Source organism: Citrobacter freundii complex sp. CFNIH2, from assembly GCF_002880615.1.
GTDB classification, from domain to species: domain Bacteria; phylum Pseudomonadota; class Gammaproteobacteria; order Enterobacterales; family Enterobacteriaceae; genus Citrobacter_A; species Citrobacter_A amalonaticus_F.
On the sequence record NZ_CP025757.1, the window covers coordinates 1344028 to 1367136 of the forward strand.

Annotated in this window: 20 protein-coding genes; 7 read left to right on the forward strand and 13 right to left on the reverse strand. The window is 55.3% G+C overall.

Annotation, left to right across the window (positions count from 1 at the left end; all coding sequences use genetic code 11):
• The first annotated feature begins 43 nt into the window (after positions 1 to 43).
• From fdnG to WM46_RS06800, 4 genes are all read left to right on the forward strand, one after another.
• A complete protein-coding gene (gene fdnG, locus WM46_RS06785) occupies positions 44 to 3091 on the forward strand; it encodes a formate dehydrogenase-N subunit alpha (RefSeq protein ID WP_081093698.1) in 3048 nt (1015 codons plus the stop codon).
• A gap of 12 nt (positions 3092 to 3103) precedes the next feature.
• The gene (gene fdxH, locus WM46_RS06790; RefSeq protein ID WP_102601807.1) at positions 3104 to 3988 is read left to right on the forward strand and encodes a formate dehydrogenase subunit beta; all 885 of its coding nucleotides are present in this window, start codon (positions 3104 to 3106) and stop codon (positions 3986 to 3988) included.
• The gene (gene fdnI, locus WM46_RS06795; protein ID WP_102601808.1) at positions 3981 to 4637 is read left to right on the forward strand and encodes a formate dehydrogenase-N subunit gamma; all 657 of its coding nucleotides are present in this window, start codon (positions 3981 to 3983) and stop codon (positions 4635 to 4637) included. The genes fdxH and fdnI overlap by 8 nt, the downstream gene beginning before the upstream one ends.
• 126 nt (positions 4638 to 4763) lie before the next feature.
• On the forward strand, positions 4764 to 5366 hold the full coding sequence (locus tag WM46_RS06800) for an inorganic diphosphatase (RefSeq protein ID WP_061077525.1): 603 nt from the start codon (positions 4764 to 4766) through the stop codon (positions 5364 to 5366).
• 44 nt (positions 5367 to 5410) lie between these two features.
• Here WM46_RS06800 and WM46_RS06805 read toward each other — a convergent pair whose 3' ends face one another.
• From WM46_RS06805 to sra, 5 genes are all read right to left on the reverse strand, one after another.
• Positions 5411 to 5695, reverse strand: a complete 285-nt coding sequence (locus WM46_RS06805) for a HigA family addiction module antitoxin (RefSeq protein ID WP_102601809.1) — start codon at positions 5693 to 5695, stop codon at positions 5411 to 5413.
• Positions 5695 to 5973 (reverse strand): type II toxin-antitoxin system RelE/ParE family toxin, encoded by a 279-nt coding sequence (locus tag WM46_RS06810; protein WP_043000694.1) that lies wholly within the window; start codon positions 5971 to 5973, stop codon positions 5695 to 5697. The genes WM46_RS06805 and WM46_RS06810 overlap by 1 nt, the downstream gene beginning before the upstream one ends.
• A 179-nt stretch (positions 5974 to 6152) precedes the next feature.
• On the reverse strand, positions 6153 to 7868 hold the full coding sequence (locus WM46_RS06815; protein WP_102601810.1) for an ABC-F family ATP-binding cassette domain-containing protein: 1716 nt from the start codon (positions 7866 to 7868) through the stop codon (positions 6153 to 6155).
• Between the two features lie 308 nt (positions 7869 to 8176).
• On the reverse strand, positions 8177 to 9874 hold the full coding sequence (gene maeA / locus WM46_RS06820; protein WP_061077522.1) for a malate dehydrogenase: 1698 nt from the start codon (positions 9872 to 9874) through the stop codon (positions 8177 to 8179).
• A gap of 171 nt (positions 9875 to 10045) precedes the next feature.
• The gene (gene sra / locus WM46_RS06825) at positions 10046 to 10189 is read right to left on the reverse strand and encodes a stationary-phase-induced ribosome-associated protein (RefSeq protein WP_061077521.1); all 144 of its coding nucleotides are present in this window, start codon (positions 10187 to 10189) and stop codon (positions 10046 to 10048) included.
• 227 nt (positions 10190 to 10416) lie between these two features.
• On the opposite strand from sra, the gene osmC reads away from it, so the two are divergent.
• The gene (osmC, locus tag WM46_RS06830) at positions 10417 to 10848 is read left to right on the forward strand and encodes a peroxiredoxin OsmC (RefSeq protein ID WP_061077520.1); all 432 of its coding nucleotides are present in this window, start codon (positions 10417 to 10419) and stop codon (positions 10846 to 10848) included.
• A gap of 77 nt (positions 10849 to 10925) precedes the next feature.
• Here the strand turns inward: osmC and WM46_RS06835 are convergent, their stop codons facing one another.
• From WM46_RS06835 to WM46_RS06865, 7 genes are read right to left on the reverse strand one after another with little or no spacing between them, the layout of a single operon-like run.
• Entirely contained in the window at positions 10926 to 11849 is a 924-nt protein-coding gene (locus WM46_RS06835) for an ABC transporter ATP-binding protein (protein WP_102601811.1), read from the reverse strand.
• Positions 11842 to 12828, reverse strand: a complete 987-nt coding sequence (locus WM46_RS06840; protein WP_102601812.1) for an ABC transporter ATP-binding protein — start codon at positions 12826 to 12828, stop codon at positions 11842 to 11844. The genes WM46_RS06835 and WM46_RS06840 overlap by 8 nt, the downstream gene beginning before the upstream one ends.
• A complete protein-coding gene (gene ddpC, locus WM46_RS06845; RefSeq protein WP_061077517.1) occupies positions 12828 to 13721 on the reverse strand; it encodes a D,D-dipeptide ABC transporter permease in 894 nt (297 codons plus the stop codon). The genes WM46_RS06840 and ddpC overlap by 1 nt, the downstream gene beginning before the upstream one ends.
• Entirely contained in the window at positions 13718 to 14740 is a 1023-nt protein-coding gene (locus tag WM46_RS06850; RefSeq protein WP_061077516.1) for an ABC transporter permease, read from the reverse strand. Before WM46_RS06850 ends, ddpC begins: the two co-directional genes overlap by 4 nt.
• A 44-nt stretch (positions 14741 to 14784) precedes the next feature.
• Entirely contained in the window at positions 14785 to 16335 is a 1551-nt protein-coding gene (locus WM46_RS06855; RefSeq protein ID WP_102601813.1) for an ABC transporter substrate-binding protein, read from the reverse strand.
• A 15-nt stretch (positions 16336 to 16350) separates the two neighbouring features.
• Positions 16351 to 16938: a D-alanyl-D-alanine dipeptidase gene (gene ddpX / locus WM46_RS06860; protein ID WP_102601814.1), complete on the reverse strand. Its 588-nt coding sequence runs from the start codon at positions 16936 to 16938 to the stop codon at positions 16351 to 16353.
• Positions 16939 to 16952: 14 nt separating this feature from the next.
• The gene (locus WM46_RS06865; protein WP_102601815.1) at positions 16953 to 17819 is read right to left on the reverse strand and encodes a MurR/RpiR family transcriptional regulator; all 867 of its coding nucleotides are present in this window, start codon (positions 17817 to 17819) and stop codon (positions 16953 to 16955) included.
• 402 nt (positions 17820 to 18221) lie between these two features.
• On the opposite strand from WM46_RS06865, the gene hdeB reads away from it, so the two are divergent.
• Positions 18222 to 18551 carry an acid-activated periplasmic chaperone HdeB gene (hdeB, locus tag WM46_RS06870; RefSeq protein ID WP_042319050.1) on the forward strand — a complete coding sequence of 110 codons (330 nt, stop codon included), beginning with the start codon at positions 18222 to 18224 and terminating at the stop codon, positions 18549 to 18551.
• A 157-nt stretch (positions 18552 to 18708) separates the two neighbouring features.
• A complete protein-coding gene (locus tag WM46_RS06875; RefSeq protein ID WP_061077512.1) occupies positions 18709 to 20640 on the forward strand; it encodes a methyl-accepting chemotaxis protein in 1932 nt (643 codons plus the stop codon).
• Between the two features lie 56 nt (positions 20641 to 20696).
• On the opposite strand, the gene dosP is transcribed toward WM46_RS06875, so the two are convergent.
• Positions 20697 to 23102 carry an oxygen-sensing cyclic-di-GMP phosphodiesterase DosP gene (dosP, locus tag WM46_RS06880; protein WP_102601816.1) on the reverse strand — a complete coding sequence of 802 codons (2406 nt, stop codon included), beginning with the start codon at positions 23100 to 23102 and terminating at the stop codon, positions 20697 to 20699.
• Positions 23103 to 23109: the final 7 nt, after the last annotated feature.

Below are 23109 nucleotides of genomic sequence, written 5' to 3' on the forward strand. Positions count from 1 at the left end.
GTTTCCACGGCGACATGACAACTCTGGAAAAAGAGGGAAAGCAATGAACGTCAGCCGCAGAAAGTTTTTTAAAATCTGCGCGGGCGGTATGGCTGGAACAACGGTTGCTGCGCTGGGATTTACCCCCAAAATGGCACTGGCTCAATCGCGAAATTATAAGCTGTTGCGCGCGAAAGAGATCCGAAACACCTGCACATACTGTTCCGTAGGTTGCGGGCTATTAATGTATAGCCTGGGAGATGGAGCAAAAAACGCCAAAGAAGCGCTTTATCATATCGAAGGGGATCCGGATCATCCGGTAAGCCGTGGCGCATTGTGTCCGAAGGGCGCCGGTCTGCTGGATTACATTCATAGCGAAAACCGTCTGCGCTACCCGGAATATCGCGCACCAGGCTCCGACAAATGGCAACGCATTAGCTGGGATGATGCACTGACCCGCATTGCAAAACTGATGAAAGCCGACCGCGACGCCAACTTTATCGAGAAAAACGAACAGGGCGTCACGGTAAACCGCTGGCTTTCCACGGGGATGCTCTGCGCCTCCGCGGCCAGTAATGAAACCGGCATGCTGACGCAAAAATTTGTGCGCTCACTCGGCATGCTGGCAGTAGACAACCAGGCGCGCGTCTGACACGGACCAACGGTAGCAAGTCTTGCTCCAACATTTGGTCGCGGTGCGATGACCAACCACTGGGTTGATATCAAAAACGCAAACGTCGTGATGGTGATGGGCGGTAACGCCGCTGAAGCCCATCCAGTGGGTTTCCGCTGGGCGATGGAAGCGAAGAACAACAATGACGCCACGCTGATTGTTGTCGATCCCCGTTTTACTCGTACCGCCTCGGTTGCTGATATTTATGCGCCGATTCGCTCCGGCACGGACATTACGTTCCTGTCCGGTGTGCTGCGGTATCTGATTGAAAATAACAAGATTAATGCCGAATACGTCAGACATTACACCAACGCCAGCCTGCTGGTGCGGGATGATTTTACCTTTGATGACGGTTTATTCAGCGGTTATGACGCGAAAAAACGGCAGTACGATAAGTCGTCCTGGAACTACCAGTTCGATGAAAACGGCTATGCCAAACGCGATGAAACTCTGACGCATCCTCGTTGCGTATGGAATCTGCTGAAACAGCACGTTTCCCGCTACACGCCGGACGTCGTCGAGAACATCTGCGGGACGCCGAAGGCTGACTTCCTGAAAGTATGTGACGTGCTGGCCTCCACCAGTGCGGCGGATCGTACCACCACGTTCCTGTATGCGCTGGGCTGGACCCAACATACGGTTGGGGCGCAGAACATCCGTACGATGGCGATGATCCAGTTGCTGCTCGGCAATATGGGAATGGCCGGCGGCGGCGTGAACGCCCTGCGTGGTCACTCCAATATTCAGGGACTGACCGACCTCGGACTGCTTTCAACCAGTCTGCCTGGTTATCTGACGCTGCCGTCGGAAAAGCAGAGCGACTGGCAGACCTGGCTGAACGCTAACACGCCAAAAGCCACGTTAGCAGACCAGGTGAACTACTGGAGCAACTATCCGAAGTTTGCCGTCAGCCTGATGAAAGCGTTCTACGGCGATGATGCGCAGAAAGAGAATGACTGGGGCTTTGACTGGTTGCCGAAATGGGATCAGGCGTACGACGTCATTAAATACTTCAACATGATGGATAGCGGGAAAGTCACCGGCTACATCTGTCAGGGCTTTAACCCGGTGGCGTCCTTCCCGGACAAAAACAAAGTGGTTCGCAGCCTGAGCAAGCTGAAGTATATGGTGGTGATCGATCCGCTGGTGACCGAAACCTCAACCTTCTGGCAGAACCACGGCGAGTCGAATGATGTCGATCCTGCGTCGATTCAGACGGAAGTGTTCCGCCTGCCGTCCACCTGTTTTGCCGAAGAAGATGGCTCCATTGCCAACTCCGGACGCTGGTTGCAGTGGCACTGGAAAGGGCAGGATGCGCCGGGTGAAGCGCGTAACGACGGCGAAATTCTGGCCGGGCTTTTCCATCGTCTGCGCGAGATGTATCGCACAGAGGGTGGGAAAGGCGTAGAACCGCTACTGAAAATGCGCTGGGACTACAAACAGCCGGATCACCCAGAGTCAGAAGAGGTCGCGAAAGAGAACAACGGTTATGCGCTGGCCGATCTCTATGACGCCAACGGTGTTCTGATTGCGAAGAAAGGGCAACTGCTCACCAGCTTCGCACAACTGCGTGACGACGGTACGACCTCGTCTTCCTGCTGGATCTACACCGGTAGCTGGACGGAGAAAGGCAACCAGATGGCCAACCGCGATAATGCCGACCCGTCAGGGTTGGGCAATACACTGGGTTGGGCATGGGCATGGCCGCTGAACCGTCGCGTGCTGTATAACCGCGCCTCCGCGGATATCAACGGTAAGCCGTGGGATGCGAAACGCATGCTGATCCAGTGGGACGGGGCGAAATGGACGGGTAACGATATCCCGGATTTCAACACCGCGCCTCCGGGCAGCGCCACCGGACCGTTTATCATGCAACCGGAAGGTCTCGGGCGTTTGTTTGCCCTTGATAAACTGGCGGAAGGTCCGTTCCCGGAACACTACGAACCGATGGAAACGCCGCTGGGTACTAACCCGCTGCATCCGAACGTGGTGTCCAGCCCGGTCGTGCGCATCTATGAAGACGACGTGCTGCGCTTAGGGAAGAAGGACGCGTTCCCGTATGTCGGAACGACCTATCGTCTGACCGAGCACTTCCACACCTGGACCAAGCACGCGCTGTTGAACGCCATCGCGCAGCCGGAACAGTTTGTGGAGATCAGCGAAACGCTGGCCGCCGCCAAAGGCATTGGTAACGGCGACTACGTGAAGGTAAGCAGCAAGCGCGGATTCATTCGTGCGGTTGCGGTGGTCACACGTCGTCTGCGTACGCTGCACGTCAACGGTCAGCAGGTTGAAACCGTCGGGATCCCGCTGCACTGGGGCTTTGAAGGGGTGGCGCGTAAAGGCTATATCGCCAACACCCTGACGCCAAACGTCGGTGACTCAAACTCGCAAACGCCGGAGTACAAAGCGTTTTTAGTCAACATCGAGAAGGCGTAAGGGGGCGAGCATATGTCTTTGGAAACGCAGGACATCATCAAAAAGTCCGCAACAAACGCAATCACGCCGCCGCCGCAGGCGCGAGATTACAAAGCCGAGGTCGCCAAGCTCATTGACGTCTCCTCCTGCGTGGGCTGCAAAGCCTGCCAGGTGGCTTGCTCTGAGTGGAACGACATCCGTGACGAGGTAGGGCATTGCGTCGGGGTGTACGACAACCCCGCCGATCTCAGCGCCAAGTCCTGGACGGTGATGCGTTTTAGCGAAACCGAGCAGAACGGCAAACTGGAATGGCTGATTCGTAAAGACGGCTGTATGCACTGTGAAGATCCGGGCTGCCTGAAGGCCTGCCCGTCTGCGGGTGCGATCATCCAGTATGCCAACGGGATTGTCGATTTTCAGTCCGAACACTGCATTGGCTGCGGCTACTGCATTGCCGGGTGTCCGTTTAATATTCCGCGCCTCAATAAAGAGGACAACCGCGTCTATAAATGTACACTCTGCGTCGATCGCGTCAGCGTGGGTCAGGAACCGGCCTGTGTCAAAACCTGTCCGACCGGGGCGATTCATTTCGGCACCAAACAAGAGATGCTGGAAATGGGCGAGCAGCGCGTCGCGAAGCTAAAAGCGCGCGGCTACGAACATGCTGGCGTTTATAACCCGCAGGGCGTTGGCGGTACGCATGTGATGTATGTCCTGCATCACGCGAATCAGCCAGAGCTCTACCACGGTTTACCGAACGAGCCGAAAGTCGACACCTCTATCAATCTGTGGAAAGGGGCGCTGAAGCCACTGGCGGCCGCAGGATTTATCGCCACCTTTGCCGGGCTGATCTATCACTACATTGGTATTGGCCCGAACAAAGAAGTGGACGATGACGAGGAGGACCATCATGAGTAAGTCGAAAATGATTGTGCGCACGAAGTTCATCGACCGCGCCTGTCACTGGACGGTGGTGATTTGCTTCTTCCTGGTCGCGCTGTCGGGGATTTCGTTTTTCTTCCCGACGCTGCAATGGCTGACGCAAACCTTCGGTACGCCGCAGATGGGGCGCATTCTGCACCCGTTCTTTGGCGTAGCGATTTTTGTCGCGCTGATGTTCATGTTTGTCCGCTTCGTCCACCACAACATCCCGGATAAGAAAGACCTTCCGTGGTTGAAAAACATTGTCGAAGTGCTGAAAGGCAACGAACACAAAGTGGCGGATGTCGGCAAATATAACGCCGGGCAGAAGATGATGTTCTGGTCGATCATGAGCATGATTTTTGTGCTGCTGGTGACCGGTGTGATTATCTGGCGTCCGTACTTCGCGCAGTACTTCCCGATGCAGGTGGTGCGTTACAGCCTGCTGATCCACGCGGCGGCAGGGATCATTCTGATCCACGCCATCCTCATCCATATGTATATGGCATTCTGGGTGAAAGGATCGATTAAAGGGATGGTTGAAGGGAAGGTGAGTCGCCGCTGGGCGAAAAAACACCACCCGCGCTGGTATCGTGACATCGAGAAAGCAGAAGCGAAAAAAGAGAGTGAGGAAGGGTTGAACTAATTCTCTTTTTCACCGCTAAAGGCGCTACACCGGTAGCGCCTTTTTTTTGCCATAAAAACGTCATGAGACTGTCATCGGCTAAACGTAACGTGTTGTCTTCACAAATAACCGAAGAGTTAACCGACAATGCATCTGGTCAAGAAATTGCTCGCTGTGAGCGTACTTCTTTCCGCGTCAGTTCAGGCGCAGAACGTCCTCGAGTTCCCACAGCCGGAGAACAATCCGGAAGAATTTTATGCCGTGACGGAAATCCCGGCTGGCGGGATCATTAAATATGAAACCGATGCTAAAACCGGGTTTATCATCGCGGACCGCTTTCAGTCGATGCCGGTGGCTTATCCGGCAAACTACGGCTCGCTGACCCAGTCGCTGGCAGGTGATGGCGATCCGCTGGATGTGATTTTTTACACCCGCGCCCCGATGGCTCCGGGAACGCTGATCAAGCTGCGTGCAATTGGCGTACTGAAGATGATTGATGGCGGCGACAAGGATGACAAAATTGTGGCGGTTCCTGCCAGCAAAATTGATCCTACGTATGACGACATCAAGGAACTGGCCGACCTACCGAAAATTGAGGTTCAGCGGCTGGAATCGTTCTTCCGCGTCTACAAAGAATTACCGGAAGGGCGCAAGAAAGTAGAGCTGAACGGCTTTAACGACGCGGCGACCGCGAAGCAGGAAATCAAACAGGCATGGGACGCCTGGAAAGCGAAAAACCCACAGCAATAAGCGATTTTGCCGGACGGCGTTTGCCAGTCCGGCTGTCAACGCGGCTACTGCACCGCCAGACGGCGCAGGCGGGAAATGTCTACGCTTTTTTGCGCTTGCGCCAGACTCCAGGTATTTTGCAGATTCAGCCACATTTCCGGGGAACTGCCGATCACCACCGAAAGTTTGATCGCCATTTCCGGGGTGAGTGCCGCTTTGCCCGTGAGTAACCGGCTGGCGGTTGAGGGCGCAATCTCCATTGCTCTGGCAAATTCACGCAAACTGACGTTCAGTTCGTCCAGCGCTTCCTGAATGATATCCCCGGGGCGGGGATGATTCGCCATTTTCATCAGTGATAATCCTCGTAATCCAGAATGTACGCATCGCCATTGACGAATTCGAACGTCATACGCCAGTTGCCTGAAACCGATATTGACCAGACGCCATCACGATCGCCGCTCAGGGGATGCAGTCGGTAACCGGGCATGTTGATATCGTTCACGCAGCCTGCGGCGTCAATCACGGCGAGGCGGTGTCGCAAACGTTTGACGTGCTTTGCCAGCACGCCTGACGTTTTACCGTGAAGAAACAGGTCGCGTAATCCCTTGTGCCTGAAATTCATGATCATCCATTTCACCTCGTTCCTTCATGAGGAACAGTAGCATTATGTTCCGTTAGGCGCAACAATTTTCGCCATCGCGTGTGCGATTGTGTGGTGAAATGAAAAAAGAGAAAAGGAGAGGGGATGAATACTGGAAAGCGCTACGCAAATTGCCCGGCAAACCTCGCGTTGCCGGGCATTGAGGGTTAAAGACGCGCGGTGATGTCGTCTATCTCTTTACGCCACTGAGCCTGCAACTGCGGCTTCTGGTGTCTGGGTTTACGGGCCAGATCCTCAGCCAGACGTTGCTCAAGCATCAGCAGTTTTTCCAGCAGACTGTCATCGTCACTGTGCTCCGCGACAAGTGGATCGTACTCTTTTACAACCGCCGGCGAGAGTTCCACCGCGGTTTGCCGGATACGGGCATAGACGGCGTCCAGATCGTGCCATTCGCTCAGCTCGCCGTCGTCAACAAACCAGAACCGATTACAGCTCTGGCTGATGAGTTGACGATCGTGACTGACCAACAGCACGCCGCCTTCAAAGGTTTGCAGGGTCTGTGCCAGCGCCTCTTTACCTTCCATATCCAGATGGTTGGTCGGTTCATCCAGCATCAGCAGGCTATAACGCGCCAGCGACAGGCCGACAAACAGCAGACGAGAACGCTCGCCGCCGCTTAACGTACTGACCAATTGCGCGTGGCGTATCCACGGAAATCCCGCGCTAATCAGCGCCATTTTGCGGATATCCGGCTGCGGGGCGAACGGTTCAAGGGCGTCAAACAACGACGCGTCATCCGGTAATTGATGCAGCGTCTGATCGTAGTAGCCCAGCGTTACGCGAGGGTGGAGGCGCAGCGAATCTGACGCCAGTTCCGTCTGATAATGCTGCCAGATCAGTTTTAACAGCGACGATTTACCGCAACCGTTGCGCCCGACGATCGCCACCCGGTCACCACTTTTCAGGCGGATGCCGGCAATGGTAAACAGCGTCGGCGCTTCTGGGGCAGGCGTGACCGACAACTGCGACAGTTCCAGCAGACGGTCTGCCCGTAGCGCGTCTCCGTGCAATGTTAGTGACCACTGACTTCCTGCCGTCAGATCCGTTTGCACCTCCTTGAGACGTAACACCTGTTTTTCCATTTGCTTCGCTTTGCGCGACAGATCTTCGTTGTCATACACCCGGCCCCAGGTTGCCAGCCGTTTAGCACTGGCGGTGACGCGATCGATCTCTTTTTGTTCCGCCTTATGACGCAACGCGTCGCTGGCATCGCGCTCAAGCAGTGCCTGGCGTGCCGCGCTGCAGGGCAATGCAAAGGCGTGCAGGGTACGATCGCGCAGGATCCACGTGCCGTTTGTGATCGCATCCAGCAGTTGCGGATCGTGGGACACCACCACAAAACTGCCGGACCAGTTCTGTAAAAACTGCTCCAGCCACAGTAACGTCGGCAAATCCAGGTGGTTTCCCGGTTCGTCAAGCAGCAGCAGATCAGGCTGGCGCATCAGCGCGCGGGCCAGCAACAAACGCGTATGCTGACCGCCACTCAGGGTTTGTGCTGTTAATTGCAGATCCTGGACACTGAAGCCCATTTGCGCGAGTAACGCCTCGACCTGCCAGAGCTGGCTGGCCCGTTCATGTTCAGGAAGTTGTGCCAGAACGGCTTCCTGTAACGTCAGCGGCAGGAGCTCGTCGGGCAGGTGCTGTTCGACACGCGCAAGATGGCAGTGGTTCGCCAGCGCCAGGGTGCCGCCAGTCGGGACAATCGAACCGTCGAGAACTTTCAGCAGCGTGCTTTTGCCGCAGCCGTTGTAGCCGATCAGCCCAATGCGATCGCCTTTTTTCAGGGTAAACGTCAGATCGTCGAAAAGCGTGCCGAACGCCGTATCAACGTGCAGGGATTGTGCGGTTAGTAATGTGCTCATTGTTGCTTACTCAAGAGTTACAGGCGTCAAAACGCCTCGTCAAACATCGCTGACGATAACCCGGTAAGCCCGAGAGAAGGGGAATTCAGAAGTTAGCTTCGCTCAAGCAGAAGTTATCGCAGCACGATACCGATAACGCTTGAGCACTGGCGATCGCCAAAAGCATGTGAAGCGATGAAGCGTTCACAGTACAGCATAAGTATCCTCCTTATATTTATCCGAATGTTAATCGATGGCGAAAGTGTAATCGCAAGTGATGAGACAGCGCAAGCCTGAAGGCCCGGCAGCAGGCGCCGCCGGGCAGTTCGTCAGATAGAAGTACGACGATAGTCGCGATATTCCGCCTGCCAGAAGTTCTCTTCGATAGCCTGCAACAGCGCTTCGGCGGAGGTTTTCACCGCCACGCCCTGTTGCTGCGCCATCTTCCCGACGGCAAACGCAATGGCGCGCGAGACGGTCTGAATGTCTTTCAGTTCAGGCAACACCAGACCTTCGCCGTTAAGCACCAGCGGCGAGTACTGGGCCAGCGTTTCACTGGCGGACATCAGCATCTCATCGGTAATGCGGGAGGCACCGGAGGCAATCACGCCCAGCCCAATCCCCGGGAAAATATAGGCATTGTTACACTGGGCGATGGGATAGACTTTGTCTTTCCAGACCACCGGCATAAATGGACTGCCGGTAGCGACCAGCGCGTTGCCTTCGGTCCAGGCGATGATGTCCTGCGGCGTCGCTTCCACACGCGAGGTGGGGTTAGACAGCGGCATCACGATCGGACGCGGGCAATGCTTGTGCATTTCGCGGATGATCTCTTCGGTGAACAGACCGGTTTGCCCGGAAACCCCAATCAGAATGTCAGGCTTAACGTTACGGACCACATCAAGCAGCGACAGCACCTCGTTGTCGGTATCCCACGCCTGCAGATTTTCACGTTTCTGCACCAGTTTGGTCTGGAAGGAGAGCAGATTCGGCATCTGGTCGGTCAGCAGGCCAAAGCGATCCACCATGAAGACTCTCTGGCGCGCGGCCTCTTCACTTAATCCTTCACGCTGGATCTGGGCAATGATCTGTTCGGCAATACCGCAACCGGCTGAACCCGCGCCGAGGAAGACAATTTTCTGTTCGCTAAGCTGGCTGCCTGCCGCCCGGCTGGCGGCGATCAGCGTGCCGACGGTCACCGCGGCGGTGCCCTGAATGTCATCGTTGAACGAGCAGATTTCGTCGCGATAGCGGTTAAGCAGCGGCATGGCGTTTTTCTGCGCGAAGTCTTCAAACTGCAGCAGAACGTCCGGCCAGCGGTGCTTAACGGCCTGAATGAATTCATCGACAAACGCATAGTATTCGTCGTCGGTGATGCGCGGATTGCGCCAGCCCATGTATAACGGATCGTTGAGCAGTTGCGGGTTGTTGGTTCCCACATCCAGCACGACCGGCAGGGTGTAGGCCGGGCTGATGCCGCCACAGGCGGTATACAGCGAAAGCTTACCGATGGGAATGCCCATCCCGCCGATCCCCTGGTCGCCCAGGCCAAGAATCCGCTCGCCGTCGGTGACCACAATCACTTTGATGTTGTGGTTGGGGACGTTTTGCAGGATGTCATCCATGTTGTGGCGGTTCTGGTAGGAGATGAACACGCCGCGCGCGCGACGATAAATCTCGGAGAAACGTTCACAGGCCGCACCGACCGTTGGGGTATAGATCACCGGCATCATCTCATCGAGATGGTTATGCACCAGTCGGTAGAACAGGGTTTCGTTGGTATCCTGAATATTGCGCAGGTAGATATGCTTGTCGATTTCCGTTTTGAATCCCTGATACTGGATCCAGGCACGTTCTGCCTGTTCTTCAATCGACTCGACCACTTCCGGCAGTAACCCCAGCAGGTTGAAGTTACGGCGCTCTTCCATACTGAAAGCACTGCCTTTATTCAGTAAGGGGAATTCCAGCAGTACAGGGCCAGCGTAAGGAATATAAAGGGAACGCAGTTTTTTGCTTTTGGTTTCCATGTCACTCACTCTTTTTTTGAATATCCGTCCCTGGCACTTTTTATAATATGTTGCCATTCCACCAGGGCATCGGGCACAGAGTATAAAGCATCGTGCATGGATTAAGGCTTTTGTAAGCAAAAACACCATCGCGTTTGCGATGGTGTTTATCGTCATATTCGGGCTGTGCGGTTACTTTTTGCTGTCTGCGTGGCGTTTTCTGCCGGTAGGGTTGTTCACCACGCTGGATTTTTCACCTTCAGTCACCACTTTGCGCTGATTGGAAATTTTATGGTCCAGTCCAAGAATATGACGGGCCTGACGGTTCGATTTCATTCTAACTCCTTTATCCTGTTACTGGTTTCAAGGATGAGTCCATGTGACTTCGGACGAAATATAACCCTTAAGGTCGACGGTACCGATGGATACCGACCTGATTGATAGTCGGACATTTAATCGGAAAGGTCAATGTGTAAGCAGGGAATTAAGAAGTCTCTGCTAACGGCCACGAAATCGGGTGAGCGTCCTATACTTGTTATCCCGACGACAATAAGGAGCGAACGATGACAATCCATAAGAAAGGTCAGGCACACTGGGAAGGCGATATCAAACGCGGAAAAGGCACCGTTTCGACGGAAAGCGGCGTGCTGAACCAGCAGCCTTATGGTTTCAATACCCGTTTTGAAGGGGCGAAAGGCACCAATCCGGAAGAGTTGATCGGCGCAGCGCATGCCGCCTGTTTCTCAATGGCGCTTTCATTGATGCTTGGCGAGGCGGGCTTTACGCCGGATGCCATCGACACCACGGCTGACGTGTCGCTGGATAAAGTTGATGCCGGTTTTGCGATTACCAAAATCGCGCTGCACAGCGAAGTGAACGTGCCGGGAATCGATGCCGCCACCTTCGACGGTATCATCCAGAAAGCGAAAGCCGGCTGCCCGGTGTCGCAGGTGCTGAAAGCGGAAATCACCCTCGATTATCAACTGAAGTCGTAACGGCAGTATTGCCCGGTCGCGTGATGCTGACCGGGCATAAACATGTTGAAGTCGACCTCCGGTATCCGTGCCTGTCATCAGGCACGCCAGCAACGTACGTCCGTTCCCACATCAAGCCTGCGTAGCGCCTGTCGTGTTTCGCAGCCGTGGGTCGCTAACGGGCACCGGTCACGAAAAAAACAGCCCGTCGGCAGCACCCGGTTGCCAGGTAATTCCGTTTTGCGTATCACCCGTTCTTCAGCCAGCGGCGCGCCGGTTTTTGGCACGGAATCCAGCAGCAGGCGGGTATAAGGATGTGCCGGGGTGGAGAGCACCTGCGCCGTCTCGCCGAGTTCGACGATTTGCCCGAGGTACATCACTGCCACCCGGTCGCTCATGTGGCGTACCACTGAGACGTTATGCGAGATCAGAATGTAGGTCAGATTGCGACTGGCCTGCAACGCGACCAGCAGGTTCAGGATCTGCGCCTGGACGGAAATATCCAGCGCTGACGTCGGCTCATCCAGCACGATCACATCCGGTTCTGACGACAGCGCCCGGGCAATCGCGATGCGCTGACGCTGTCCGCCGGAGAAAGCGTGCGGCAGGCGGTCGAGGTATTCCGGGCGGATCCCAACCTGACTGGCTAAGGTTGCCGCCAGCGCCCGTCGCTCCCGTTCGCTGCTGCGTTTCTGAATCCATACCGGCTCGGTGATAATCCGCCACACCGGCAGACGTGGATCCAGTGAGGAGAGTGGGTCCTGAAATACCATCTGCATTTCGGTCGATGATGAATCCTGTTGATACTGCCCCTGGCTGGGCTTCAGCATCCCCATGAGCAACTGCGCCAGCGTGCTTTTTCCACAGCCGGATTCACCGACAATCCCCAGCGTCTCGCCCCGGCGGATCTGTAAATCCATCCCGTTGAGCGCATGCACGCGTTCGGTGACCCGTCCCAGCCAGTTTTTCTTCGCCGGGAAATTGACATGCACATCCTGTAAAGCCAGTAACGTTTCAGACATGGGGATTCTCCAGAAGAGGATACCAGCAGGCTGAGCGCTGGTCGCCAGCGCCATGCAGGCTCATGGCGGGTATCGTTTCGCAAAGCGGACCTGCGGCAAAGCAGCGATCCCGAAACGCGCAGCCCCGCGGCAAGCGGGTAAGATCCGGTACGGTGCCAGGGATCGCCGGCAGCGGCTGGCGCGGTTCCCCTTGCTCCGGCGCGCATTTCAGCAGGCCAATCGAATAGGGATGGGTCGGATGGTGGATCACGGCATCGGTCTGGCCACTTTCAATTACGCTTCCGGCATACATCACGTACAGCCGGTCGCACAGTTGCGATACCACCGCCATGTCATGACTGATAAACAGCACGGCCGTGCCGCTGGCGCGGGCCTTGTGTTTCAGCAGACGCAGCACTTGCAACTGTACGGTGACGTCCAGCGCGGTGGTAGGTTCATCAGCGATGATCAGCTCCGGTTCGCAGGAGAAGGCAAGGGCGATCATCACCCGCTGACGCATGCCGCCTGAAAGCTCAAACGGGAAACGGGTCATCACCCCGGCGGCGTCGGGGATCTGCATCTCTTCCAGCAGAGTAATCGCCTTTTCCCGGGCCTGCGCGCGGCTTACCGTCTGATGATGACGAATCACTTCCACCATCTGCTGGCCGATACGTCGCGTTGGGTTGAGTGCTGTCATCGGCTCCTGGAAGATCATCGCCACGCGTGCGCCGCGCCATTGACGCATTTGCTTCTCGCTGGCGTTCAGCACATCTTCGCCCAGTAGCGAGACGCGCCCCTGATGAATGCGGTAGCTACCTTCCGGCAGCAGGCGCATGGTGAGCATCGCGGTGACTGACTTCCCGGAACCCGATTCGCCCACCACGCCGACAATTTCGCCGCGTTGAATGCGCAGCGACACATGGCTCAGGGCGTGAACGTCGGCTTTATATCCCGGAAAACTCAAGTGTAAATCGTCTATTTCCAGCACCGGTTGAGTCATTACTGTTTTCCTCCTGCTTTCGGATCCAGCAAATCGCGGATCCCGTCACCGAACAGGTTAAAACCGACGGCCGTGATCAGGATGGCGGCGCCAGGGAAAGCGCAATACCACCACTGATCGAGAACGTAATTACGGCCAATCGCGACCATCGCGCCCCATTCGGCGCTTGGTTGCTGAGCGCCAAGCCCGATAAAGCCCAGCGTGGCCGCCATCAGAATGGCGCTGCCAATATCCAGCGATGCCTGCACAATCAGCGGCGGTAACGAGTTACGCAGGATGTGCCAGCTAATCAAATGCCAGCGGGAAGCGCCGTACGTGCGGGCGGCCTGGACATAGGTAAACTGGCGCACGACCAGCGTTTGCCCACGCGCCAGACGTACGTAAAAGGGAATGCGCACAATAGCAATCGCCAGCATCGCGTTAAACAGGCTCGGCCCGAGCGCGGCAGCCAGCGCCATCGTCAGCACCAGCGAGGGGATCGACAGCATAATATCCATCATCCGCATGATGATGGCGTCAGCACGACCGCCCATCACTCCGGACAGACAGCCCAGCAGTGAGCCGACGCCACCAGCAATTCCGACCACCACCAGCCCGGCAACGATCGACTGCTGGCTGCCCACCAGCACCCGGCTGAACAGATCGCGTCCGACTTCATCAGTTCCAAACCAGTGCGTCGCCGTTGGCGGTAACAGCCGCGCACTTAAATCGATCGCGTTGGGATCGTAAGGCGCGATCCACGGCGACAGCACCATCAGCAACAACATCAGGACAATAATCACGCCGCCAATCATTGTCAGCGGACTGCTTTTCATCAGCCAGAACAATCTGGCCCAGTCAATGCGCCGACGCGTCACGCGTACCGGCGTCGGCGTCTCTTCGGTTAACATCATTCAGCACCTCCACGCCCAATGCGCGGGTCCACCCACAGATAGAGCAGATCCACCACCAGATTGACCAGCACATAAGCAAAAGAGACCACCACGGCGAAGCCCATCACCGCCGGGAAATCGAGCGCCTGAATAGAGGTCACCACCCAGGCGCCCATTCCGGGCCAGGCAAAGACGGTTTCGGTCAGCACTGCGCCATACAGCAAGTCACCCAGCGCCAGTCCAAGCACGGTAATCGACGGGATCAGCGCGTTGGGCAGGGCGTAACACAGCACGATGTACCAGCCGGGAAGGCCGCTGGCTTTCGCCGTGCGGATATAATCTTCACTGAGCTGTTCCAGCATCGCGGAACGGATCTGCCGCGCCACAATCCCCAGGTGAACAAACGCCAGCGTCAACGACGGTAAAATCAGATGCTGTAAGGCATTAAAAAAGACCTCGCCGTTGCCTTCCAGCAGGGCATCGATCAGATAAAACCCGGTTACATGCGTTGGCGGATCCAGCCAGTCATCCAGCCGTCCGCCACCCGGCAAAATTTGCAGATGGCCGTAAAACAGCACGATCACGCCTAGTCCCAGCCAGAAGGCCGGCGTCGAAATGCCGGTGATCGCCATCAGACGCACCAGGTGATCCAGCCAGCGGTTACGCCAGACGGCGGAAAGAATGCCCAGCGGAATACCAATGACCAGCGCCAGCAGCAGTGAACAAAAGGCCAGTTCCAGCGTTGCCGGGAAAAAGACGCGCAGTTCTTCCATCACCGGACGCCCGGTGCGAATTGAAATGCCTAAGTTCCCCTGGAAGACATCGCTTACATAGCGCGCAAACTGCACATACAGCGGTTGATTCAGCCCAAGCTGTTGGCGAATATTTTCGACAATCTCTTCGCTTGCCCGGTCGCCCGCCAGCAGGCGGGCCGGATCGCCGGGGATCAGGTGCGAAATAATAAAGGTGATGACGCAAACGCCGGCCACCACAAGAACAAGTCCCCAGCAGCGCTGGCGCAAAATGCTCCAGAAAGTCATTGGCTTCCCCTGGCGGAGCCAGTACGGCTCCGCATTAACGTGGCTTATTTGCTCATGGTGCCGATATTAAAGACCTGCTCGAGCATCGGGTTGAACACGAAGCCTTTGACCTCTTTGTTCATCGCTAACTGGTAGTTCTTCTGGAACAGATAGACGTAGGCCGCTTCATCAATGACGATTTTCTGCGCCTGCTGGTAGTCCTTAGTTCTGGCGGCCTGATCGGTGGTGCTCAGCGCGCTGCGCAACAGCTTGTCGACGTCGGCGTTTTCATAGAACGAGCGGTTACCGGGCAGTCCTTTTTTGTCAGACTCAAACCAGTAGTTCATGAACATATAGGGGTCGGCGAAGTCCGGGCTCCAGTTGCCGATGGCGATGTCGTAATCGCCTTTACCCACGCGATCACGCATGGTGGCGTTCGCCAGTTTCTCCAGCTTCACGGTAATCCCCAGTTTGCTGAGGCTGGCCTGAGTGGCAAGGGCGATCGGCTCCCAGTTGGGATCGTTGTCAGAGTAGAGGAAGCTCAGGCTGGTGGGTTTGCTGGCGACTTTGTCCCATTCCGCTTTCGCTTTGGCTTCATCAAAGTTGTATTGCAACGCAGAGGCATCGTAGCCCCACATGCCTTCCGGGATCGGCCCGCGCATCTGTTTGCCGTTGCCGCTGAGGATCCCTTTCACCATTCCCTGATAATCGGTGGACCAGGAAATCGCCCGACGCAGATCTGCCTGATTCAGCGGTGCTTTGCTGTTGTTCAGATAGAGATAGGTCACGCGAAGCGACGGATAGTCAGCCACGGCGACTTTGCCTTCCTGTTTTAACGCGCTGAGCTGATCCACCGGCAGGGCATCCGCGATGTCGATATCGCCGCGCGACAGTTGCAGACGGCGCGACGCGCTCTCACCGATAATTTTCACCGATACGCGTGTAAAGTTCGGTTTTGGACCGGCGTAATGTGGATTCGGGACCAGCACCAGCTGTTGGCCTTTCTGCCAGCTTTTCAGCATAAACGGCCCGGAACCTGCGGTGTTTTGCGCCAGAAAACCACGGGCGTCATCCGCGGCATGCGCTTTCAGCACCGCCGGGTTGATGATCGACGCGCCGTCATTGGCCAGCGTGTAAAGGAACGGAGCGAACGGTTGACTGAGGGTAAATTTCACCGTGTGCGCATCGACAGCGTCTACCTTGAGATCTTTAGGAAACGCTTCTGCCGGTCCCTGACCGATTTTCAGCAGACGTTCGAAGGACTGTTTCACCGCCTCAGCGGTGACAGGGGAACCATCGGCAAATTTGGCCTGATCGTTAAGCGTAAAGGTCCACTCTTTCTGGTCGTCAGAGGATTTCCAGCCGCTTGCCAGGTCACCTTCTACCTCGGTAGAGCCTTTATCGCCTTCGGTTTTGTACTTCACCAGACGCTGATAGGACGGGTAGGTCACCGTCCAGTCGTTATTATCGATAGTCACCGCCGGATCAAGGGTTTGCGGATCAGCGGCTTTACCGATCACCAGCATGTCTTTCGGGACGGCAGCCTGGACGGCAGGCAGGGCCATCGCCAGGGAAACGGCAATCAACGCGGGACGAAACAACGAAGTTAATTTCATGACGACGCTCCGGAATCAAAAAGAGGTGTGTGTTGTTGTGGTTGTAACGGGAAAGCAGGCAATACAGTCTTCCAGCAGCGGATAACGACTCGCGGCAGGTAACTCAAAATGCCACCACTCGCTGCTGATGCCGACAAAGCCACCGCCAAACATAATGGCGTTGAGTAACAGCCGGTTACGCTGCGCGGTGGCAGGAACAGAAGGGTGATACGCATGTGAACGGTCGTGCATTTCATCAAAACCCGCCCCCATATCGAGAATCTTGCCATTCGCGTCTTTCAACGTGACGTCGATGGCCGTTCCGCGACTGTGGTTCGAGCCGATGGCAACATCGACCACATATTGCGGATCGGGGCAGGCATCCCACAGGATGGACTGTGCCTGTTGCGGACGATAGGCGTCATAAACCACCAGAGAAAGGCCCGCCAGTTGCGCAATGCTGATGCTTTTCGCCAGCGCGGTGACCGCATCCTGGTGCAGCAGGCAGCGCGATTCGCGATAAATCGGCGCGCCGGTCAGGTTATCGGCGGTCGCATATTTGAGGTCGATATCCAGCGTCGGAAAAATCACCGACAGATCGACCAGTTGCGGAGTTTCAGACATAGCACGTTTCCTGTTTATTGTTCGAATTGACCAAATTCTTGTTGTAACTGGCGGTTGGTCTGTAGCCGCCCGGTAAGTGAATCGCCCAGCTGTTCCGCCACGCCGGAAAGCAGAAGATTAAACAGACAGCTCACCGGCGCCAGCGAATCCCAGAAGTGTCCGGTGTCCGTTTTCACCTGCAGTAAATCGATGGCGTAATCCCGTGCCCAGGGGCACCAGACATCGGTGATCAGCGCCAGCGGAATGTGCCGCTCGCTGGCGACGCGGCAGTACTGCCGGGCAATGGCGGAGTAAGCGCGGGTATCGGTGAGCACCACATACGGTTTCTCAAACCCGGAATTGAGGGATTCCACCCAACTGCCGGAAAGCCCTTCGGAGTAGTTCACCCGAGGACGCAGATATTCGAGATGACTGAAGAAGGCATTGGCGATCCCCCGCGTCGACTGGATCCCCAGCACATACACCGCTTCCGCCTGCGCCAGCTGCCGGGTAATACGCTGGAAAACGTCCCCTTGCGCCAGTTGATAAACATGGGCGATCGCGTCAATCTCCAGCGATAGCGACTGACGCGCGCGGTCCGGCAACTGTTGCTGTTGTTGCCAGGAGTCCAGACGCTCGTTCATGCCCCAGGGCTGATAGGGGACAGAAGGCAGTTCACGCAGGCTGGCTTTAGCATCTTCCAGATTGCGATAACCGATTTTGCGTAGATAGCGTCCAACGGTAATCCCACTGGTGCCCGTCGCTTTGCCAATACTGTCGGCGGTTTCAAACGGGATTTGCGCCACATGGGTCAACAGCCAGCTGGCAACACGCTTTTCACTCGGCGTATGCAGGCTGAAGGTCTGTTCAATTCGGGTCAGTAACTCAGGTTTTGCTGTCATCACCGTCTCGCTGTTACCAGGCTGTCAAAAGTCCGCTCACTGTTAGTTCATTAACAATGCAGGACGCGTGCCATGTTCAAAAACGCCGCCGCGACAGGCGTCAATTGTTAAATTGATGCCGCATTAATTAACTTATGATCAACATTTGTGCAGCGTAGTGCAGTTTTGGTGCAACGGTAAGGCTAAAGGGCGGTTATCTGCCGGATACGCAAGCGCGATCACACTCTCGCGGCGAAATAAACGGCAAACATCAGGATCGGTACCGGGAAATATCAATAACAGCCATAACAAGTATGGGTGTATTTATTTCTGAGAAGGGAGCGGTATTATTCTTTTCGTTCTACATTAACGGTTTAAAGCGCTCATGTAGAGGTTATTTATATCATTAACGGAGCCATCATAATGAACAAATTTTCCCTTTCTACAGCAGGTATTTTAGTGGCAGCGCTGTTGACCAGTGTCAGCGTCAATGCAGCAACGACTGACGCGAAAACCGACGTCACGCCTAAGAGCATGAGCTGCCAGGAGTTCATCGACCTGAACCCGCAGACGATGGCGCCGGTTGCCTTCTGGGTATTAAACGAAGATGAAGACTTTAAAGGCGGCGACTACGTCACTTTCGATGAAACAGTGACAACTGCGGTTCCTTTAACCGTTGAAATCTGTAAAAAACATCCGCAGAGCGAACTGACTAAAATTAAAGATGAAATCAAAAAAGAATTAAGCAAATAAGATTAAGCACTTATTTAAACCCAGCCAGAGTGCTGGGTTTTGCTATATGTGACAACGTCACATTATTAATTTAAGGCAATATGGAATTCTGTATAAAGCTCTAAAAACACGTGCCGATACTGAATATAAATTAGCCTGGAAATAAAAGGATGTTTATATGGTCTGGTATCCGTCACGTATTTCGACTCGTTTGACACTCGGGGGGATCGCGTTACTTGCCGTAACGACGTTAGTGATTGTTGTCATTATGCTTTGGCGCGGGCAACCCCGCGTCGTTGAAGTCAATACGGCGTTGATCGAGGAGACCGGGCATGGCCTGACGCGTCAACTCAGCAGCGTCCTGTCACGTATTGAGGGAGAAACCGTAAGTTTGTCGCGACTGGCCGAAGTCCTGCCAAATGATGAAGCGCTGTACCGCGCCGTCGTGCCGCATCTTCTCGGCGAACAAAATAATTCGATCATTACCGGGGGCGGGATCTGGCCTGAACCGGACGCGTTTACGCCTGGTGTTGCGCAGCGCAGCTTTTTCTGGGCGCGCGGTAGCGACGATAAGCTGGTGTATTCCGACGAATACAACGCAGCAGGTGGCAACGGCTACCATAACGAAAGCTGGTATCAGGGCGCGAAGGGCCATTCGCAGGAAAACTGTGTCTGGTCTGATGTTTATCAGGATGCCATTTCCGGGATCAACATGGTGACCTGCAGCATTCCGTATCAACTGGCGGGTAAATTCGCCGGTGTGGCAACCACCGATATTCGACTCGATAACGTTGCCAGCTTTATGCAGCAGCAGGGTGGACGCACCGGTGGATACGCCTTTGTCGTTGATAAACAGGGGCAAATTCTCTATTTCCCACAAAACGATCGGGATCACTCCAGGACCGTCGGCGATCTGGTGAAGGCATCAGGCTGGCTGAGTCCTGTCGCTCAACGTTTGCAGAAACTGCGCACCTCAACCACCGATGTCACCTCCGTGGCGCTGGAAAATGATGGCATTCTGAACGCACCGTCACGCGTAATGTTGTTCCCGATGGCCGATACCGGTTGGGTGGTGGGACTGGTTACACCACAAGAACGCATCGTCGGGCTGGCGAAAGTGATGATGCGCGATGTTCTTGAAGTGCTGATCCCGGTCATGACGCTGCTGCTGGTGGGCTCCTGGCTGGTTGTCCGCCGGCTGATTGCTCGTCTGGACGACACACGGCAGGCGCTGGACGATATCGCGCAGGGAGACGGCGATCTGACCCGGCGCTTAGACGTGAAGGGCAAGGACGAAATTTCAGCGATAGCGGAGGCGTTTAACCTCTTCGTGGACAAAATTGCCGCCATTATGCTTACGGTGCGCAGCAGCAGTGAAGTGGTGGCGAATAACGCCGTTAGCCTTGCCGACAGTAATACTGAGCTGTCTACACGGGTCACCCAGCAGGCGGCAGCGCTGGAAGAGAGTGCGGCCGCAATGGAACAGCTTAATGCGACCGTTCATCAGAATGCGGGTAATACTCAACTGGCGGATGAACTTTCAGAAAGCACGGCGCAAACGGCCAACCGCTGCGGCGATGTCATGCATGGGGTGATTTCAACCATGGATAACGTCAGCGCCTCATCGGGCCGAATGGTTGAGATAGTCTCAGTGATTGACAGCATTGCCTTCCAGACCAACATTCTGGCGCTCAATGCGGCCGTGGAAGCGGCTCGCGCCGGGGATGCCGGACGTGGATTTGCAGTGGTAGCGTCTGAGGTGAGAACGCTGGCGCAGCGCAGCGCGACCGCCGCCCAGGAAATCAAAGCGCTCATTGATGAGTCGGTGTCGCACGTCGATAACAGCAGCCAGCAAATTCATCATGCCGGCGATCGCTTACAGGAACTGGTGGGGCATGTTCGTCAGGTGCGTCAGTTAATGGGGGAAATTCGCGTCGCGGGGGAAGAGCAGCGTAAAGGCGTCGCCGAAGTGACACTTGCCGTCACGGAAATGGACAGCACGGTCCAGCAGAACGCCTCGTTGATTGACGATGCAGCGGCGCGGACGCAGATCTTAAAAGCGGAAGCCGAAGAGCTCGCCCTCCAGGTGTCGTCGTTTAAATTGCCGTAATGTTCTGGTGATGGAATGCCCGGTAAGCGATAGCGCCACCGGGCATGTTCTGCATATCAGATCGTCAACGGTAGCGCCGTCTTCATCCAGTCGGCGATTTCATCAGCCGGTATGGGACGGGAAAAAAAATATCCCTGAATCACCGGGCAATTCATCGAGCGCAATAACTCAAATTGTTCTTTCGTTTCAACCCCTTCGGCAATGACCATCAGGTTCAGACTTTGCCCAATGCTGATAATCGCTTCCAGTAAAGACTGAATGCGTTTCTCGGTCTGGCAGCGATCGACAAAGGTTTTATCGATTTTCAATTCCGTTACGGGCAGGCTGACCAGCCGTGAGAGGCCGGAAAAACCGGTGCCAAAGTCATCAATTGACAGTCCCACCCCCATGTTGCGTAAGATCTCAATGCGCCTGAGGATCTCTTCATCCTGCTCCATCATCATGCTTTCGGTGATTTCAACCGTCAGCTGATCGCCCGGAATGGCAAATTCCACCATCGCTTCCGACACCTGGTCCGGCAGTTGATTGCTGCGAAAGTGCAGGGCGGAGAGGTTCACCGACAGCGTCGGAATGGACAGCGACATCGTGCGCCATTCCGCCAACTGGCGACACGCTTCTCTGACCACCCAGCGACCTATGTTTTCAATTTCGCCGGTCTCTTCGGCGAGGGGAATAAAGCGGTTGGGCGGCACGTGACCGTGCACCGGGTCGCTCCAGCGCGCGAGCGCTTCAAAACCATACAGCTCGCCGGTCTGGGCAAAGATCTGCGGTTGATACACTAACCGCAACTGGTTATTGGCAATGGCGTTTTTCAGCGCGGCGCCGAGCTGCAAACGCTCTTTTACCGCGAGGTTCATTTCCGGGTTGAAGAACTGCCAGCCGTTGCCGCCCGCTTTACGAATAAAATCCATCGCGTTGTGGGCGGTGGAAAGCAGATAGTCACGATTTTTTCCCGCTTCATCGCTAATCCCGATGCTGAAGGTCAGCGGGAAGGGTTTATCGTCATAAAGCGTGGCTTCACTGCCGATATTGATCAGTTCATCCGCAAACTGGGTGATATTACTCATTTCGTTATCGTCACTGACCAGTACAAACTGCGTGCCTTCGATACGGCTCAAATATTGCTCGGGTTTGAGTCGCTCGCGGATTTTATTGATGACCTGTTGCAAGACCTGATCGGCCACGGCGTAGCCGAGACTGTCGATGACATCCTGGAAGTGATCGACGCTGATGAGAAACACCACCGGCGAAAACGCTTTCGCGCCGTTAATGAGATCATCGAGATAGGAGTGCAGATGATTGCGGTTGGGCAAACCGGTGAGCGGATCAAACTGCAGGAGATGCTCAATATGCTGACGGCTTTTCTCCTGTTCCAGCGCCAGGGCCGCCATATGCTGACTGATGTCCGCTACGCGTTCAATAAAGGCGCTGGTTTCTTTTCCTTTCGCCGTTTTAATTAACAGCGTCCCGGCTGGCTCACCATCCCGTTGCCGGATGGTGAGCGTCCAGACGTTCAATGCTTTTGCGTCAATCTCTTTCGATGACGCCGCCCAGAACTGGCGGACGTTGTCTTTCAACGCATACAGTGAAACATGTGTTTCCCGCAGCACCGCTTCAATATTGCGGCAAATAATGTCGCCCATTTCGTGAAACGGCGGGCTGCTGCACATCGCCGCCAGAATATTGCCTTCGAGTTGGCGAATCTGCCGTTCTTCGGTGATATCGGAAAAGGTCATGACCAGGTTTTGCAGTTCACTACGCGGGTCGTAAACCGGACTGACAGACACTTTAATCCAGATCTTTTCACCTGCACGGGTGATGACCAGAAACTCATCCTGATCGCGCGTCGTTTTCCCGAGTAACTGTTTGAGTCTCAGGCGATTATCCGACGGCTCTTCGGGAATATTGAGCAGATCATCCGGTTGTTGGCCTGCCGCTTCGGTGATTCCGTAGCCAAACATCTCGGTAAACGCACGGTTACACTGAACAATACGCCGCGCAGGGTCGAGCACAATCACCGGACGGTCGAGGTGATCGACCGCCAGCACCAGCAGACGTTTCTGTTCTTTCTGCTCCATTTCGACGCTGGCATCACGGACAAGCGCCAGATAGAAAATCTTGCCTGCCACGTTCACTTTTGACAGGGCAAAACGCGTCCAGACTTTGCTGCCGTCTTTGCGTTCCAGCAATAATTCCCGACTCATGCCCTCCACGCGGGGTTGACCGCCTTCACGGTTATGACGAATGTAATCCGGGTGTGCCGGGCGTAAATCATGGGGAATGAGCATCGAAATACCGTTACCGATCACCTCGTCCCGACGATATCCCCAGAGTTTTTCCGCTGCCGGATTAAAAAACAACACTTCGTCATTGTCATTAATTAATACTGCTCCCATCATATTCTGCTCAAGAGCAGGAAAGAAAATGCTGTCTCCGGAGCCTTCAACATCGGTTAGCTTCATTTTTTTA

Bases quoted from the DNA above. Each gene is read 5' to 3' on its own strand.
- WM46_RS06800 (WP_061077525.1), top strand. From the start codon at position 4,764: ATGCATCTGGTCAAGAAATTGCTCGCTGTGAGCGTACTTCTTTCCGCG.
- WM46_RS06850 (WP_061077516.1), bottom strand. From the start codon at position 14,740: ATGACTTTCTGGAGCATTTTGCGCCAGCGCTGCTGGGGACTTGTTCTT.
- maeA (WP_061077522.1), bottom strand. From the start codon at position 9,874: ATGGAAACCAAAAGCAAAAAACTGCGTTCCCTTTATATTCCTTACGCT.
- WM46_RS06865 (WP_102601815.1), bottom strand. From the start codon at position 17,819: ATGACAGCAAAACCTGAGTTACTGACCCGAATTGAACAGACCTTCAGC.
- osmC (WP_061077520.1), top strand. From the start codon at position 10,417: ATGACAATCCATAAGAAAGGTCAGGCACACTGGGAAGGCGATATCAAA.
- hdeB (WP_042319050.1), top strand. From the start codon at position 18,222: ATGAACAAATTTTCCCTTTCTACAGCAGGTATTTTAGTGGCAGCGCTG.
- ddpC (WP_061077517.1), bottom strand. From the start codon at position 13,721: ATGATGTTAACCGAAGAGACGCCGACGCCGGTACGCGTGACGCGTCGG.
- fdxH (WP_102601807.1), top strand. From the start codon at position 3,104: ATGTCTTTGGAAACGCAGGACATCATCAAAAAGTCCGCAACAAACGCA.
- WM46_RS06810 (WP_043000694.1), bottom strand. From the start codon at position 5,973: ATGATCATGAATTTCAGGCACAAGGGATTACGCGACCTGTTTCTTCAC.
- sra (WP_061077521.1), bottom strand. From the start codon at position 10,189: ATGAAATCGAACCGTCAGGCCCGTCATATTCTTGGACTGGACCATAAA.
- WM46_RS06815 (WP_102601810.1), bottom strand. From the start codon at position 7,868: ATGAGCACATTACTAACCGCACAATCCCTGCACGTTGATACGGCGTTC.
- ddpX (WP_102601814.1), bottom strand. From the start codon at position 16,938: ATGTCTGAAACTCCGCAACTGGTCGATCTGTCGGTGATTTTTCCGACG.
- WM46_RS06855 (WP_102601813.1), bottom strand. From the start codon at position 16,335: ATGAAATTAACTTCGTTGTTTCGTCCCGCGTTGATTGCCGTTTCCCTG.
- WM46_RS06805 (WP_102601809.1), bottom strand. From the start codon at position 5,695: ATGAAAATGGCGAATCATCCCCGCCCCGGGGATATCATTCAGGAAGCG.
- fdnI (WP_102601808.1), top strand. From the start codon at position 3,981: ATGAGTAAGTCGAAAATGATTGTGCGCACGAAGTTCATCGACCGCGCC.
- WM46_RS06840 (WP_102601812.1), bottom strand. From the start codon at position 12,828: ATGACTCAACCGGTGCTGGAAATAGACGATTTACACTTGAGTTTTCCG.
- dosP (WP_102601816.1), bottom strand. From the start codon at position 23,102: ATGAAGCTAACCGATGTTGAAGGCTCCGGAGACAGCATTTTCTTTCCT.
- WM46_RS06835 (WP_102601811.1), bottom strand. From the start codon at position 11,849: ATGTCTGAAACGTTACTGGCTTTACAGGATGTGCATGTCAATTTCCCG.
- WM46_RS06875 (WP_061077512.1), top strand. From the start codon at position 18,709: ATGGTCTGGTATCCGTCACGTATTTCGACTCGTTTGACACTCGGGGGG.